Consider the following 16,423-nt stretch of genomic DNA (forward strand, 5'->3'; position numbering starts at 1 on the left):
TGTATAAAAATTGTTAACGTGGATTAATGGGTGGAGAGATTTGGTGAGCCACTTAAGTCTAGAGCAAGAGGAGCAACTCCAGAAAATAGGGACCTATCTCAGCCAAGTCAGGCAGGAGAAATCTATACCTATTGAGGAAGTCGCTAACAACACCTTTATTCGATTGCATATATTGCAAGCCCTTGAAGCAGGGCAATCCGAGCCCTTGCCCGAGCCAGTTTATATTCAAGGCTTTATTCGTCGCTATGCAGAGTTTCTCGGTCTAGATGGTCCAGGAATAGCCAAAACGTTTCCAGTTAATTCTGGATTGTCCTTGAAAACCGAGAACACCGAGAAAACTGAGAAAACCGAGAACACCGAGAACACCGAGTCTGGTGGGTTAGTCTTGTATACCAATATCTCCTCAGAAGAGAACTCTGAGACTCCAACCTCTCCTCAAAAGATTCCTAGGATTGTAGCCAAAAGCAAGACTGTTAAAACTGTAGCCAAAAGCATACAACCCTATTATCCTTACATCATAATAGTAAGCTTGGTCAGTGTTGCTGGTGGACTAATTTATCTACTCAACACCGTGTTCACCTATATCACTAATCGACAGATCGAAAACTCATCAGTTGCCCAGGACCAGACAATCCCCGATAAACCAGAACAACCAGCACCAGCCCCTAAGCCCGAACCTAAACCACCCCCCAAACCCAAACCTGTCCCATCTAATCCATTAATTAAAGTACGCTTGAGTATTACAGAGCAAACTTGGGTACGAGTGGTAGTTGATGGCAAAATCGAGTTGGAAGAAACCTTACCCAAGGGATATCAGAAAACCTGGATTGCTAAACAAAAACTGACTGTGAGGTCAGGGAATGCGGGAGGTGTTTTGTATACTGTGGATCAACAGCAACCAAAATCCCTCGGGGAACGTGGTGCTGTTGTACAGAGGAGTTTTAGCTTAGCTGCTCAGTAGATCAGTGGTGCATCTTTTTGTTGTAAATCTATAACTAGAGGAAGTGTGGGGAGGGTGGGGAGAGGGGGAGATGGGGAGATAGGGAGATGGGGAGCTTGTAGGGTGGGCAAAAAGCGTTTGGTTCAAATCAGTATTCATGATTAGATTACTTTGCCCACCCTACTTTAATTGGGATTTTTTTTCACGCCAGCTTGTAGGGTGGGCAAAAACCGTTTGGTTTAAATGAGTATTCATGATTAGATTACTTTGCCCACCCTACTGGAAGATGAACTATTATAAAAGAGTAAGATCAATCACTAGATCGTTAAAGTCGCGATCGCGTAGCGGCTCTGTTAGAGCATCGCTATTTTCACTGTCATTACCACTTAAATCTTCAAAGGCGAATGTGAATGTGTTGTCACTGCTATTTCCAAGTTGAAGGATGTGGCTCATGCCATCACTGTTAGCAGCTGTGAAAGCAAAGAATACCTCAGCATCACCATTTTCAAAATCATCCAAATCCCCATCTGTAACTAAGTAGGGAGCTAGGAGAGATCCACCCGGAAGAGTAACATCAAAATTCACCGTGGTCAAGTTTTCTTCTACCTTGAATTCAGCCACGCTGGCATTAATAGCAGCTTCTGCATAACCGTCTTGGCCAGGAGTAAGAGATTGACCCGTGATTGGATCAATTATCGTTCCCTGTTGATCAGCAATTAGATAAAAGCCAATTAAATTGTCATAATCCGCCTCTCTAGTCACAGTTGCTGTAGCTTGTCCCGAAAAGCCGGTTAAATCTAGCAGTCCATCAGAGGAGGGATTGTTATCAGAGCTGATCACGAAGGCATTGTCTGGAATTGTAGTAATTTCAGTGTTGAGCTTGATAATGTCAGCAAAAGTCACTTCCTTAATGGCTGCAATTTCCTCTTGGGTAAAGAAACCGCCATCCTCAGTCGGTCTCTCGAACCAGAAGCGGTCAGCATCCCGTATCCGCTCGTATTGCTCCCATAGCATTGCTTGAATAGTTTCTCCGGCACCGGAGGGAGCAACAGCATCTTCTGCAAACAGCCCAATCAATAAGTCGATATCTTCTACAGTCTGGTAGAGCTCGTCGAGAGTATTTGCCAACTCTGAATTTGAAGTAATTTCGGCAAAAGTGGTCACCCGTGGTAGACCAAGACTCCCTCGCACTTGGTTATAGTCAGCCAAACCATGATCTCGTCCCCGTTGCTGATTAGCAGCATAAAGGTCAAATCCGATTGCACCTGGTATTAAAGCGTTGCGCAGGTCAAAGACTACATTAGTATCAACGTCTTCAGTAATCGTTTGACTCGCACCGCGCAAGATATTATCTATATCGCTACTATCATTAATATTGGGTGAACTAAATGTCCTTAATAATTGCAAACTTGTGAGATTACCATCAGCATCAATAGTGTCTATACGGTTATTAGTTTGGGTATGACCAACACGAAGACCAGCAGCAGCAAACTCACTAGTGATTTCTGGAGTTTGATTAGAGTTATAGCTGCTGTAGTCAGTGATCACATTACCCACCATCAGGGGGAGCCACTCGTAGAGAACAATAGCTTGATATTGGGCAATATTAATCTGGCGAGAGCGTTGAAATATCTGCTCATCTGTCCAGTCAGGATGAAACCGATAAAGTTCTTGGGCAAGGCGGTTATGGTTACGCATCCAGAGAGTATGCTGGGATGCCAAACTATCATTCTCGTTAACCCGTGTATCCCCCGCTAGAAAACCCACATCCATAAAAGCGCCTTTACCACTGATCAGTTCTCCATCAGCACCTGTGATGTTAAGGGGTAACAAGTCGTCATTAGTGGTAACTGTTTCATCTGAGAAGACGTTGAGGCGACCTTCTGAAAAAGCACGAATTGCTTGATATTCTTCTTCAGTAGACCCATAAACTACAGAAAGATCAAGCCAAGAGGTAACAATATTAATTGCTTTTCCTGGGCTCCCAGAGACTCCAGTACCGCTGAAAAAGGCATCCCGTTCAAAGTCAAACTGCAATCCACCATCTGCCTGTGTAGAAATTTCTTGAGTGGGAGGAGTGTTTGGTGGAAAATTCGGGTCATCTGCTGGAATGTCAATGGGGAAATTGAGCAATTCTAACCGGTTTTGGTTCTGTTCTTTTGACCCATTCGCTGCTAAATCAGTGTCGTGGTTGACGAACTGACCAAAAGCCCAAATGAAAGCACTTAAGTCATTACCATTGGGATCAGACTCTCCTTCTTCTAAGTTAGAGGTGGCATTACTGATCACTCGGGTACTAGGGCGATCCGGTGGGTTAAGCAATACAAAGGGCGCATCAGGTACATTGCTTAAGCCTTCTGTATTGGATATGACATTCAATCCCAATCCATTTAATCGGTCTGCTTCGGCTTGGGTAAATATGGGAATGGGTTGGCGCGTAACAGTATTGCCATCTATACCGATCAGAGCATTGCCTTCTGCATCAAATGCTATACCCGCCGGTGACTGGATTCCGTCTTCATACTCAATTGGACTCAAACGCAGCAAAGGCGTATTAGGGATACCCAAAGAGACTTGGTCTAAATTATTCCTACTGCCGTCGATCAGGCGAATGGTAATCCCTTCATCGTTTACAACTAATGTGCTGTCGGCAAATGGGTCTCGTTGAAGAACACTGTTGAGATTTGTCATAACATTTAAATAAACCTAAGGCTTATCTATAAGAGTTCCCAACTGTAAGGAAAAAATACTAATAATCTCGACCTGAAAGTATTGCTGTTTTTAGGTAGTTTTATGGTTGACCTCTAGGGTTGACTGTGCTTAGCTGACAAACGTCACAAATAAAGATTCTGTTACTTTTAGAGCTTATGAAAGCTTATATTATATATTTCAGTAGCGCTATTAAAACTAAATAAGATAGTTTGATGCCTAAAATAGAGGTTTTTATCAGGCTTTATTCGATACCAAGTTAATTTTTATTGATAGTATTTTAAATACTTTTATATGCTCTAGATATAATATTTCATTATCTGATATGTTTTTTTGACTTTTTTACATTTTATCCTGTTACCTTTTGCATTTTACATTTTATACTGTTGCCTTTTTACTTCTGCCTTTTGCCTTCTGCCTTCTGCCTTTTGCCTTTTGCCTTGCATCCAATACATTTTGCTTATTACCAGCGGATGTGGTATAATTAATTATTACCTTAAATAAAGTTAAAAAAAGATAAAGAAAAGGCTTCAATAAAATTTACAAAAATCCTAACTCAAGGGCTGACTGGACTTGACGGCTTAAGTTAACGAACGTCACTTGTATAACTTGGGCGAATAGGTCAAACTGGTTTTCGGTGGATCAACAGGACTTATGCAGGCAACAAACCAAGGTTTTCATGGCCAATGGCGGGAAAATGCCGAAAACGAATCTACCGCTGCTTCGGTGGAGCCCCTCCTGGAAAAACTGTCTACTGGAGACCGCACGGCCTTTTGGCCGCTATGGGAACAGTATCAAGACTATCTTTACCATCGCTGCTGCACCTGGATGGGGGGTAATCGGTCTCAAGCCCAAGATGCTCTTTCTGAGATTATGCTCAAGGCTTGGGAAAAATTGCCCAAATTTGCCGCAAAGATTACCAATCTCAAGGGATGGCTGACTAAATTTGCCCATAACTGCTGTATAGACTGCCATCGAGAAAATAACTCTGGGACAATAGGAGTAGAAAACCTCGAAGCGATGAAGCGAAGCTTCCGCCAAAGGCGATCGCAGTGGCAGAAGGGAATGGCTTAGTTACTGAATTTGATACCCCAGAAAAGCTTGTAGAAAAGAGGGTAATTATTCGGAGATCAAATTAGAGACAACGGCAGAGGAAATAACGTCACTGGTAGAGCAAGAATCTGTTGCAGCAAAGGTAATCTCTATTAAAAAAGCTCCTAATCCCCCATCAACTAAGCTCACCGATAGCAATACTTGCCCGATGGATTGGGTAAAAACGCGATCGCTCAAACCAATGGTATAATAGGATTTCCAGACAAAACCACCAACTTTAACTTGCATAAAATAGCAACAATAAACAGCAATCAGAAAAAAGATGAATACAATCAAAACTAGCCTCAGCAAAGTGTTAACTTTAGCCGTAGTAGCACTAACAGTAATCATCACCTTCGCGCTTAATCCCGGGGAAGCACTTGCCGGGTATTGCTGTGGAGGAGGTGTCACCTACCTGAGGTATCCAGATGAGATGGAATGCAATGTCGAAGTTACTCCTGGTTATGACTATCTGTTTGCTAAACTACACAACGAATCTCCCGAGCGAGTAAAAGTAGTAGACTCAGCTACAGGCCAGCCAACCTTCATATCCCCAAATGAGTATATAGTCCTGCCCCTGCCTGAGTATGGTGTCTTCTATCTAAAGGAAGGAAACGGACCAGTGGACTTTTACTGCGAAAGATAAAAGCAGCAAGCCGGTACACGAGGTAATCAATTATTTCAGTTAATTTTTACCTGAAATAACCAAACCCTTAGAAATTGATTATCTAAGGTATCGCCGCTCAATATGTTACAACGCTTAACCACTCCACGCTATCTGTTAGCCAAGGAGTACAAGGTAATAACCTAAAATATCAAAGCCCCGAGAGATTCTAGTAATGTAGATCTCGCCGGGGTGTTTTTCTGTAAGCATTAAGCCGTCAGTGGTCAGCGGTCAGCGGTCAGCCTATTTTATTCAAAACCACCTCAAGAGCTTGCGTGGCACAGGCTTCTAGCCTGTGATAGCGCATTAGCTGATAGCTGATAGCTGATAGCTGATAGCTGATAGCTGATAGCTGATAGCTTACCAATTTATTACCAAAAACTATCGAGGCTGAGCACAAAATTAGGCAAAATTGGTTCTCCCAATAATTTATTAGGCTGCTCTAATACTACTTTAGGTTTCCCAGATTTATAAATCTCCACTTGCTTGGCTAATCGGTTGAATAACCAACCCAATTTCACCCCATTATCTAAGTATTCCTGCATTTTTAGTTGGGCTTGTTTCAGGCGGTGGGAGACATTAATTCGATCACAAAATCTGGTGCTAGGGGTGGAAATTTTTCCCGTTGTGCCAGTGTCAGAGCCTCCCATCTTTCCCGCTTAACCCAAGCTACATCTGGTGAACGATCAGCTCCGTTAGGTAGATGAAATCCTGTGGATGAATCAAACACTATTCCCAGTTGAGATTGTTCATTCCAGATTCCCAAACGAATCAGGAGATTAGCATTTCTTGCTCCTGTTTCTCCACCGGTTGGAGCGATAATTCCCAAATCTCCTTGTACGGTTCGCTCTACTTTCCAGTCGGGATTAGCACAACACAGGTCGTAAAACTGTTGGGATGTTAGTCTGGCATTTTCTGGCATCCTCAAGATTGATTGTGTCATGAGCAAAGGGAATAGGGAATAGGGAATAGGGAATAGGGAATAGGGAGCAGGGAGCAGGGAGCAGGGAGCAGGGAGCAGGGAGCAGGGAAGACAATCTTGTGTACCTGATAGTTATGCAAACCGCTGTAACTATAGTAGTTATTATAGCAAATCTAAATTTATAGGATAGTTTAATACTTACGTTTTAGGAGCGAATTATTTTAATAAATACTAGTTAATAATTAATTAGCGTGTATATAGCATCTATTTCAGAATATCGCTGTTTTTTATTAATCCTAAAACTCCCCAAAAAAACTTTTAAAAAACCCTTGACAAGTATGATTATAATCATTACAATAATCATTAAATCAACACAATGAGTTCAATTGTTAAATTATGCGACAAGGATTTACTCAAAACTTCAAAAAACAACCTGCTCAGCACACTCTGAAAGGGTCTCGGGAAGCAGTAATTTATAGTATGCAGAGGATGTATGCCCTAGGGTATGCGGAGATTTGCGAATGGACTCCTCTGGAGCCGACTGACGTTCCAGGCGAAGTGATGACTACACTCAACAAGTATTGGCTGTTGCCATAACACCTTAAATTTCTGGGGGGTTTCCCCCCAGTCAAAGGTTCCGGTCTGCTAACATAGGATCACATCAGGTTAGGTTTGGTAACTGAGTGACATAGCGATGCAGCGCACCTAACAACAATTTCAACGGACTTATTGTGGAGTTTAAATAGCCGTGGAAATACTATCCACGGCTATTTTTTTTAGTTTTGGTAGTGCTGTTGATTCGATTAATTGAGAAACCCTATAGTCTAAAAAGACAAGCTGCTGGGAAAATCAAATATTCCAGGAAAAACAGTTTCCAGATAAACTGATAAAAACTAGCGATCGCATTTTTATCCTCCAAGTCTACCTGGTAAGAGCGCCACCACATTACTGCCAATGCTACCAGATGGGTTCCTACCAAGAAGAGGATATTTACTGAACCGAGGAGCAGCACACTAGCTAGCACCATGGCGAGATAGCAAGCAGTAATCACTCCCCGTGCTATATTAAATACCGCTAATTTACCGAGGCGGATGGTAAAGGTAGTGATATTGAAAAGCTTATCCCCATTGATATCTGGGACATCTTTGAATATTGCGATCGCAACGGAAAACACTAAGATAAACCAGGTCAATGCCCACACTGCTGCGGTAGGCATCATCACTTGTCCCTGTTGCAATGCCCAACTAAAGTGTAAAAACAGACCTACATTAACGATTGCTCCCCGTACTGAAAAAATACATAGTGCTGCCCAAAAGGGAAACCGCTTCAGCCGGACCGGTGGCAAGGAATAGCATGTACCAATTGCCAAACTAATACTGACCATCAACAACAACCACGGCCCGAATAACCAAGCCAACAGTAGCGCTAGGATACCAGTTACCGCCACAATCCCCTGACCTAGTTGCAGAGAAAACTCCCCTGCAGCGATGGGAAGATGGGGTTTATTAATCCGGTCAATCTCCACATCGTGGACTTGATTTAGTCCTACGATATAGACATTACCGCACAAACAAGCAATCCAAGCTCCCAGCAGTTGACCGAACCCTTGCCAAGTCCAACCACTGTTAGTCATGGACACGGCAATGACATAGAGGGCAAAAACACTAAAACTCGTCCCAATAATCGTATGGGGACGAGAAAATTTCCAGAAACTGTACAGCCAAGCGGCTGGTTGCTCCAATAGATTAATCGAGGAAGGAGTAGATGCTTTAGAGGAAATCTGACTCATAGATCAGGTTAATAGTATTAGGGATTAGGGGTTAGAGTAATGGTTAATGGTTTCAGTACTTATATCATCTCAGGATAATTACCCTTACTAAAAATCTCCCCATCTCCCCATCTCCCCACCCTCCCCACACTTCCCACCCTCCCCACCCTATCCCTAATCCCTAAAGCCCTACACCTGTACCGGCGTCCGATAATCTCTTCTCTCCTCGAAATTGCCTGCTGGTTCTTCCTCAAGGTTAGTAATTAAACGAACCCCGCGCTTAAAGGTAAGGTAATGCCATGCCCACTGAATCATGACCAGCAACTTATTATCAAACTCAATCAGGAAGAAGATGTGGATAAAAATCCAGGCTAGCCAAGCGGGGAAACCAGAGAACTTAACAAACCCCAAATCCACTACTGCGGCATTCCGTCCAATCACCGCTAAATTGCCATAATCCTGATAATGGAAATCCGCTACTGTCTCCTCCTTGAGGCGCTTCTGAATCAGAGTAGAGACATACTTGCCTTGTTGCATCGCCACTGGCGCAACTCCTGGTAGGGGTTTACCAGTTTGATGAGAGAAATTCGCCAAATCACCAATCACAAAAATATCGGGATGTCCTGCCAAGCTCATATCCGGTTGTACTATCACCCGTCCAGCCCGGTCTAACTCCACACCAGTAGCGTTTGCTAGCGCCTTGCCCATAGCAGACGCTTTCATCCCTGCTGCCCACAGAACAGTTTTGGCGTTAATTTCCTCTACCTGCTCCCCTCGACGCATGGTAACTATATCGTCATCAATATTAGTAACTAGAGTCTTTGTCTGTACTGTTACTCCTAACCGTTCCAGAGAATTTTGGGCTTTTACTGATAACTCCGGTGGGTAAGGAGGCAAAATCCGATCCATCCCTTCCAACAGCAAAATCCTGGCTTCGGAAGTATCAATGTCGCGGAAGTCATCTTTTAAGGTGTCGTAAGCCAATTCTGCCATGGCCCCGGCTAATTCCACTCCAGTTGGTCCGCCTCCTACCAACACAAAGGTCAACCAAGCGCGACGTTTCTCGGGGTCAGTTTCTTTTTCTGCGGCTTCAAAGGCAGAATAAATCCGACGTCTAATGTCTAGGGCATCTTCAATGGTTTTCAAACCAGGAGCATCTTTTGCCCATTGATCATTACCGAAGTAGTGGTGGCTAACGCCAGTCGCCACGATCAGGGAGTCGTAAGATATTTCTTTGTCTGCTAGTTGAACGGTTTTCTGGTTCGGGTCAAGACCAATTACTTTCCCCATCAGCACTTGAGTATTTTTCTGGTGACTCAGGATTGCCCGCAGGGGTGAGGAAATATCACCAGCGGATAAGCCCCCTGTAGCAACTTGGTAGAGTAGGGGCTGGAACAAATGAAAGTTCCGTTTATCGATTAGAGTTACTTTCACTGGTGCCTTTCTCAGAGCCTGAGCAGCATAGAGTCCACCAAATCCGCCACCAATAATGACCACATGGTGAGGAGTAGTGGTCTTTGCTTCACTAACTATAGAACTAACCATAGAACTAACCATAGAATGTCTTACCTCTCCTGAATTTGTTTACCAGGACTTACGCGGTTAACTTGATTTCGCCCCCCTAGCCCCCCAATTTTGGGGGGAAATTGAGTTAAAGTCCCCCAGAATTGGGGGACCCACGGGGGCAAATGCGTAAGTCCTATTTACGATTGATTACGAATAACGTCCCTGCCTTAACCGTAGACCTTTTGCAAAAGTCATTTATTAGGAGGTAACTATCGTAGTTATCACGCTGTTGTTGTCTATTTACGCAAGAGGTCTCGTCTTTCCCGAGGCTTCTTAATATAATTTAACATTAAAAACTATTAACTGTGTCGTAAAAACCACCCAATTTAATAATATAATGATAAGTTTAATTTTTAACTAACATAAGATCCCCAAAACAAGCTAAACCTGGATTGTAAATCCTAGGAATTGTAAGGGTTTGGTAACAGTTGGTTGTTATTCGAGTCAGTGTGATGCACATTGGATTTCTCAACCCTCACGGTAATTTTGACCATAAAAATAGCTACATTAGCGAACATCCCGATTTCGGTGGTCAGTTGGTCTATGTCAGGCAAGTCGCAGATGCGATCGCAAAACAAGGTCACCAAATAGATATTCTCACCCGCCACATCATTGATCCGGATTGGCCAGAATTTGCCGAGACATTTGATTGCTATGGGAGTGTAGACAACCTCCGGATTATCCGATTGCCAGCCGGACCACAAGAGTTCCTGCGCAAGGAGTTGTTATGGCCCTATCTCGTCCAAGACTGGGTACCAAACATCCTGGAATTTTATCGAGAGGAAGGTAAATTCCCTGATATCATGACTACCCACTACAGTGATGGGGGAGTGTGTGGAGTGCTGATTGAGCAACAGACAGGGATACCCTTTACATTCACAGGTCATTCCCTGGGGGCTCAAAAAATGGATAAACTCCACGTCACTCCTGAGAATCTGGCTCAAATCGATCACTATTACAATTTCCGATACCGGATCCTAGCGGAACGGTTGAGCATGAATCACTCAGCCCTCAATATTACTAATACGGCACAAGAGCGGTTCCAACAGTACAGTCATCATGCTTATCGTGGAGCAGTGGATGTAGAAGCTGATCATCGATTTGCCGTTATTGCACCGGGAGTCAATGCCTCTGTGTTTGGTTCCGATGCGATCGCTCATAATGAAGAAGCGACTTATCAACTGATTGAAGAGCGATTGCAGCGGGACATCAGTGAGTCAAGGCGGAGTCTACCGGCTATCTTGGCATCCAGCCGTTTAGATCCCAAGAAAAACCTCCTAGGTTTAGTGCAAGGATTTGCTGACGATGTGATCGTCCAACAGAAAGCCAATGTCGTGCTGATTACTGGTGGATTGGATAACCCTTTGCAAGAAAAAGTCCACGATCAACAGACCGAAAAACTAGTAATAGGTCCAATCAGGGAAGTAGTACGAGAAAAAAATTTGTGGGGTAAAATTAGCGCTTTTTCAGTACCCGATCAACCAGCACTAGCCGCCTCCTATCGGTATTTTGCTCAGCGTGGTTCCGTGTTTACTCTTACCTCTTTGTTTGAACCCTTTGGTCTTGCTCCTTTAGAAGCAGCAGCAGCAGGATTACCGATAGTAGTAACAAAAAATAGTGGTGTTGGTGAAAGTCTAAAAGTAGGAGATGAAGACTATGGGATGTTAGTTGATCCCAGCGATCCAGCAGATATTGCTAGAGGCATCAGGGAAATACTTTGTGATCAACACTTGTGGCAAAGGTTACAGAAACGTTGTCAGCAGTATGTTTTGGAATATTACACCTGGGATAGCACCGCTTTAAACTACTTGAGCCGAATCAAACAAATTGTTTCTAAACCATCAGCAAATCCTGCTGCTGAGTTACTTCCGATCCATTCCTATTTCCATGATCCACAGCCAGAAAATGATATTTCTTTGGAAGAATTGAGCTACTGGTATTTTGTTGAAGATTATAGCAATCCTATCTGATTCGTCAAATCTAGTAGCCGAATAGTGGCGAAATATATCGCTATAACCCTTACCCAGCAAAGATTTACGAGTTTAATAAAATTACGAAAAATTGAGGATTGCTATAGCTGTCGCGCTTTCTTTTGATACAATTTTTTGTGGTTACGATTTTTTATGATACAATGCTTTAGGAACGAATTTTAAATTCATTACAAGCCTGCTCCAGAGAGACTTAGCAGTTGATTGAAGTGACAGAGTTGAGTCGATAGACGTTTGAAGTTCTAGTAGAAACCTACATTGGTTATGAAAGTAACTCCAGAGCAGATTAAGACTGTATACGACCAAAGCAATGCTGTTCAACATTACTTATCTAAAAGTCGCCGTGACGGTGTAAAAGTTGATTGGGAGGAGCCGTTCTCTCGTTCAGTGTTTAAGCAAGCAATCGCCCCAGTGAGCAAAAATAAGGGGGAGAAACTACGGGTTGTTGATATTGGTGCAGGCACAGGTGATGGATATGTTTTACTGTCAACGCTATTGTTAAAGGACCCAGAACTAAGTGGTAGCTATGAGCTAGAGTACTTGGGAGTTGATATTAGTACCCAAATGGTGGAAACTGCCATAAATTTATATGGTAACCACAGTAACGTTGGGTTTGAATGTGCGGATATTCGGACTAGCAAGCTGGCTCGACCCTTCGATTTATATCTTTCTTGCGGCGTTCCCTACTCTCATCTGACTCACAAGGAGCTTGACCAAGCCTTAAAGATGATTGTGACCAATGTTTGCGAGAATCGCTCCCGGTGTGCTGTGATTGTGGATGTTTTGGGGCGCTACAGTATCGAGTGGACAGCCCAATGGCAGAACAGCCGTTGGAATTACTCGATGAGCTTTTTCCAGACCGAAGGGGATACAGAACCAACATGGATGAGTTTTTACTCCCATCAACACTTGCAAGAAATTATGCAGCAGGCAGCGAATGCCGTAGGCTGTCCTGTTGAGAAGTTTCAGTTTTTCGATCGCTCGATTATGGTTGGTCGCCATACCTCAACAAGGCAGTTTAACCCAGGGTTGCCCAACTATCGCGACCTAGTCAATAGTTTGCTCTCACCCTCACAACAGACAGACTTGAGCCAACTGATCTTCCAAGTCGAGTTAGGAGCGGCACCAGAGCACATCTTAGATTTCTTCAGGAAATTCTCTAGTTGGTGGAACCGTTTGGTGAGTGACGCCACAGAGCTATTGGGTGAGCCTTTGGCGGTCGCGACCGTTGAGTTGCCCCCTGAAGTTCAAGGATTTAAGGCAGCCGCCCAGCAAGAATTACAACAGATTTCTGACAAACACCTGTACCGACAGAAGGTCGAGTCTATGCTAGCTCAAGTGTTGCGGAAATTGGAGGCAACTCAGCAACCAGGCTATGGTGTGGGTCATGACCTATTTGGGGTGATGTGGTTAGACGCAACCAGACTCTAGCTTTTGTAGCTTCTTGATACTTTAAGTGGTTAGTAGGTCAGTAGAGATGGTATTTGCTCTCACTGATCTGCTATCCTCATTTTGTTTATCGGTGGAGCTGGGATTATGGCTTTTTTAGTAACCAATGATGATGGGATTGATGCTCCCGGCATTCACGCATTGCACAAAGCATTATTCCAAGTAACAAGCGATCGCATTGCGGTAGTTGCTCCTAAATACCACCAGTCCGGCTGTGGCCATCGGGTCAATATTCGCACAGTGATTCCAGTGGAATGGCGATCGCAGACTGAGGTGAGTGTAGACAGTACGCCCGCTGATTGTGTGCGTCTGGGAGTCAACTATCTCTACGACGATATCGAGTTTGTTGTCTCTGGGATTAATGGGGGCTGCAATCTGGGCTCAGACATTTATCCCTCAGGAACCATAGCGGCGGCTAGAGAGGCGACAATACACCGTCTGAACGCGATCGCTTTTTCTCATTTTAAGAGAACTGACTGGGAGATAGACTGGGAGCTGGCGACGGAATGGACGGTTCGGGTGTTGCACAAGTTATTAGACCAACCGTCTGACCCTGGCACCTTCTGGAGCGTCAACTTTCCCCACCTAGAACCAGACGCACCCGAGCCAGAGATAGTCTTTTGTTCCCTCTGTACCCGTCCTCTACTGACAGAATTTGTAAAGCAAGAGGATGGATATCGTTATGTGGGAGATGACATCAACCGCAAATCTGATTCAGGAACAGACGTTGATGTGTGTTTGTCAGGAAATATTGCGATCGCTCAGGTTAGTTTATGGTAAATTTTGTCAAATAAGCCCGTTATAACATTTATCCTAAGGTCAGGGAAAACCCATTCAACATACTCTTCAAAGGCTTTTCCTGCCTAGATTCTGCGTAAGCATATGCCCTACTTCACAGGCTAGAAGCCTGTGCCACGCACGCTACTTGAGGTGCAGTCACCCCTCAGCCGTTGGCCTTGGGCTTTTCTCTAGACTTTCAATTCTCTAAAATCTCGAAGTATAAAATTCTCTCGCAAGAGATTTATTTTCAGCCCTTAGCTGTCAGCTATCATGCTGTCAGCTAAGGGCTAAATGCTTACAAACCAACCCATTTTTTTTGGTGAAAAAAGTACCCTTGTGGGTACTGCCAGAGTCATAAATTACTTTGTACATTTGAATAGACATCTTCAAAACATATCAAAATTCTTTTTCCTAAGGAGATTCCCATGGCAAATCGTTCAGAGAAGTCCTTTGAGGTTCGCCTTGACGCTGCAAAACTAGCCAGAAGTCGAGACTATCCTACCCATAAAGCCAATGGGGATGAACAGCGACATGCTGATGATCAGTATTTTATGTCCTTTACCAAAGGGCTACCTCACAACCCTGATACAGGGCTACTACAAGACCCACTGGATTTTGTCAAGTTTCGCCGTGCAGTGGATGATGGCTTTATTGATCCCTTCTCTGATCGGGTACGTCATGGTGCCAAATTTGAGGTAGTATTTACAGGTCAAGACTACACTATTAAGCCTGAGACTGACCCTGATCTGCTTGAGCAATTTAGACAATGGGAAGCACCAACTGCAGGGGTTGTCTTTGAGCTAAACGGACCAGATCCACAAGCAGTTACCATGCCTCCGGCACCACCGTTAATGGATGCTAACGGTAAGGCTAACCCAGAGCTAATTTTTGAGATAGCAGAAGTCTACGAATTAGCCATACTGCGGGATCAGCCCCTCAATGACTTTGAGAAAAGAGGAGCGAATAGCAAAATCGAGAGTTCAATCAATCGTCTCAATGCCCTTGACTATATTCGCAACCAAACTGGACGACCTCGGAAGGTGAATTCCAAAGGCAGGCTTGATGAGCAAACCGTATTCCGAGGCTCTTCTCCAGGAGTGGAAGTCGGTCCCTATCTCTCTCAGTTTCTACTGATAGGTAATGTTGATCTCAATGGTGGTGGCAACGTTGCAGAAGGGAAAATTACCTATGGTGCTTTGCAAATTGATCAAAAGGTTCCCATTGCAACACCTAACCTAGATTACATGACCAACATGGAAGACTATGTCTTGGTTCAGCGTGGGATTAAGCAAGACAGAGAAAGCTATGTTTTAGAGAATGATCAAAACCCTAAGCTACCAGATCGTCCAGCTCGTCGGTTTATCTCCACTCCCCGAGATTTAGCTACTTATGTTCATTACGATGCTCTCTATGAAGCGTATCTCAACGCTTGCATCATTCTCCTGGGGATGCAAACACCCTTCGATCCTGGTTTTGATCATCTTTCTGGGGGTGGTGTGGCAGCAGGTAATCCAGCAACCCGTCGCAATGCCGCTGGTTTTGCCCTCTACGGCGGTCCACACATCTTAACTTTGGTTACTGAAGTAGCCACACGAGCACTCAAAGCTGTTCGCTTCCAGAAGTTCAATAACCATATTCGCCTGCGACCAGAGGCATTGGCAGCCCGGATTGAACTATTACGGCGATTTCAAGAGCTACCTAATGAAGCTAAAGCTAGTGTACCCAGAGCATTAATCAAGTACATTAGAAGGTTTGAACGTGAACTAGAAAGTAACGGTACTCTCAAGTCGATTTTGGAACTAGCCAATCAAAATCGCTCTAGATCACAGACTTATCTACTACCAATGGCATTTCCTGAAGGGTCTCCCATGCACCCTGCCTATGGTGCAGGACATGCCGCTGTTGCTGGGGCATGTGTGACCATGCTTAAGGCATTCTTTGATACCAGTGCAGTTTTAGTAGAAACACCAGTCAAAAACTCAAAACCGGGACAACCAAGGACACAGATCAGATTTAAACGCTATAGCCCCAAAGATCAGGGAATTGTGTTCCGTGCCCCTGATCTGTCTGCCTATAAGAAAGGTGAGGCGAGACTTGTTTCAGAGCGTACGAGGGATTTTTTGACTCTGGAGGGTGAGTTGAACAAGCTGGCTGCCAATATTTCCATTGGTCGCAATATGGCTGGGGTTCACTATTTTACTGACTACTATGATAGTTTGCGCATGGGTGAAGAAATTGCCATCGGTATTCTGGAAGAACAGGCATTGACCTATTCCACTGATCCCTTTGTGCTGTCACTGCCAACCTTCGATGGAGACGTGATTCGGATTGGTGCCCGTTAAGCTATCCCTTCCTTAATGAATGATGGGGATTTCTTTGAATACCCATCATTCAGGAGATGGGGAGATGGGGAGATGGGGAGATGGGGAGATGGGGAGATGGGAAGATGGGGAGATGGGGAGATGGGGAGATGGGGAGATGGGGAGATGGGGAGATGGGGAGATTTGATTAAGGGTAATTATGTTGGCGTTGGTGAATAATGGGA

The 16,423-nt window shown here is 44.2% G+C and carries 14 protein-coding genes and 1 pseudogene; 9 read left to right on the plus strand and 6 right to left on the minus strand.

All coding sequences use genetic code 11. The features are described 5' to 3' along the window. Nucleotides 1-43: 43 nt before the first annotated feature. Nucleotides 44-961, plus strand: a complete 918-nt coding sequence (locus F6K51_RS31535; RefSeq protein WP_293028153.1) for a helix-turn-helix domain-containing protein — start codon at nucleotides 44-46, stop codon at nucleotides 959-961. A gap of 273 nt (nucleotides 962-1,234) precedes the next feature. Here the strand turns inward: F6K51_RS31535 and F6K51_RS31540 are convergent, their stop codons facing one another. Continuing rightward, complete coding sequence (locus F6K51_RS31540; RefSeq protein ID WP_293028112.1) at nucleotides 1,235-3,631, minus strand: peroxidase family protein; 2,397 nt, start codon at nucleotides 3,629-3,631, stop codon at nucleotides 1,235-1,237. Nucleotides 3,632-4,303: 672 nt separating this feature from the next. Here F6K51_RS31540 and F6K51_RS31545 point away from each other — a divergent pair. Further along, nucleotides 4,304-4,723, plus strand: coding sequence for an RNA polymerase sigma factor (locus F6K51_RS31545; protein ID WP_293028115.1), 420 nt, complete (start codon nucleotides 4,304-4,306; stop codon nucleotides 4,721-4,723). Between the two features lie 45 nt (nucleotides 4,724-4,768). Here F6K51_RS31545 and F6K51_RS31550 read toward each other — a convergent pair whose 3' ends face one another. Beyond that, complete coding sequence (locus F6K51_RS31550) at nucleotides 4,769-4,990, minus strand: hypothetical protein (RefSeq protein ID WP_293028118.1); 222 nt, start codon at nucleotides 4,988-4,990, stop codon at nucleotides 4,769-4,771. 34 nt (nucleotides 4,991-5,024) lie between these two features. Here F6K51_RS31550 and F6K51_RS31555 point away from each other — a divergent pair, with 34 nt between their 5' ends. Next, complete coding sequence (locus tag F6K51_RS31555) at nucleotides 5,025-5,387, plus strand: hypothetical protein (protein ID WP_293028121.1); 363 nt, start codon at nucleotides 5,025-5,027, stop codon at nucleotides 5,385-5,387. A 389-nt stretch (nucleotides 5,388-5,776) separates the two neighbouring features. Here F6K51_RS31555 and F6K51_RS31560 read toward each other — a convergent pair. Together F6K51_RS31560 and F6K51_RS31565 are read right to left on the minus strand one after the other, a co-directional pair. Further along, a pseudogene (locus F6K51_RS31560) lies at nucleotides 5,777-6,327 on the minus strand (Uma2 family endonuclease). Nucleotides 6,328-6,344: 17 nt separating this feature from the next. Then, the gene (locus F6K51_RS31565; protein WP_293028124.1) at nucleotides 6,345-6,467 is read right to left on the minus strand and encodes a hypothetical protein; all 123 of its coding nucleotides are present in this window, start codon (nucleotides 6,465-6,467) and stop codon (nucleotides 6,345-6,347) included. A gap of 256 nt (nucleotides 6,468-6,723) precedes the next feature. Between F6K51_RS31565 and F6K51_RS31570 the strand changes: the two genes are divergently transcribed. Next, complete coding sequence (locus tag F6K51_RS31570) at nucleotides 6,724-6,924, plus strand: hypothetical protein (RefSeq protein ID WP_293028127.1); 201 nt, start codon at nucleotides 6,724-6,726, stop codon at nucleotides 6,922-6,924. A 220-nt stretch (nucleotides 6,925-7,144) separates the two neighbouring features. Here F6K51_RS31570 and F6K51_RS31575 read toward each other — a convergent pair whose 3' ends face one another. Beyond that, complete coding sequence (locus tag F6K51_RS31575) at nucleotides 7,145-8,116, minus strand: homogentisate phytyltransferase (protein ID WP_293028130.1); 972 nt, start codon at nucleotides 8,114-8,116, stop codon at nucleotides 7,145-7,147. 168 nt (nucleotides 8,117-8,284) lie between these two features. After that, complete coding sequence (locus F6K51_RS31580; RefSeq protein WP_293028132.1) at nucleotides 8,285-9,652, minus strand: NAD(P)/FAD-dependent oxidoreductase; 1,368 nt, start codon at nucleotides 9,650-9,652, stop codon at nucleotides 8,285-8,287. A 461-nt stretch (nucleotides 9,653-10,113) separates the two neighbouring features. Between F6K51_RS31580 and F6K51_RS31585 the strand changes: the two genes are divergently transcribed. The 5 genes from F6K51_RS31585 (at nucleotide 10,114) to F6K51_RS31605 (ending at nucleotide 16,418) form a co-directional block, all read left to right on the plus strand. Beyond that, complete coding sequence (locus F6K51_RS31585) at nucleotides 10,114-11,631, plus strand: glycosyltransferase (protein WP_293028135.1); 1,518 nt, start codon at nucleotides 10,114-10,116, stop codon at nucleotides 11,629-11,631. Between the two features lie 282 nt (nucleotides 11,632-11,913). After that, nucleotides 11,914-13,080 (plus strand): class I SAM-dependent methyltransferase, encoded by a 1,167-nt coding sequence (locus tag F6K51_RS31590; protein WP_293028138.1) that lies wholly within the window; start codon nucleotides 11,914-11,916, stop codon nucleotides 13,078-13,080. A 105-nt stretch (nucleotides 13,081-13,185) separates the two neighbouring features. Further along, on the plus strand, nucleotides 13,186-13,878 hold the full coding sequence (gene surE, locus F6K51_RS31595; RefSeq protein ID WP_293028143.1) for a 5'/3'-nucleotidase SurE: 693 nt from the start codon (nucleotides 13,186-13,188) through the stop codon (nucleotides 13,876-13,878). A 425-nt stretch (nucleotides 13,879-14,303) separates the two neighbouring features. Then, complete coding sequence (locus F6K51_RS31600) at nucleotides 14,304-16,220, plus strand: bromoperoxidase (RefSeq protein WP_293028147.1); 1,917 nt, start codon at nucleotides 14,304-14,306, stop codon at nucleotides 16,218-16,220. A 72-nt stretch (nucleotides 16,221-16,292) separates the two neighbouring features. After that, nucleotides 16,293-16,418 (plus strand): hypothetical protein, encoded by a 126-nt coding sequence (locus F6K51_RS31605; RefSeq protein ID WP_293028150.1) that lies wholly within the window; start codon nucleotides 16,293-16,295, stop codon nucleotides 16,416-16,418. Nucleotides 16,419-16,423: the final 5 nt, after the last annotated feature.

The organism is Moorena sp. SIO3I8 (genome assembly GCF_010692325.1).
Taxonomy (GTDB): domain Bacteria; phylum Cyanobacteriota; class Cyanobacteriia; order Cyanobacteriales; family Coleofasciculaceae; genus Moorena.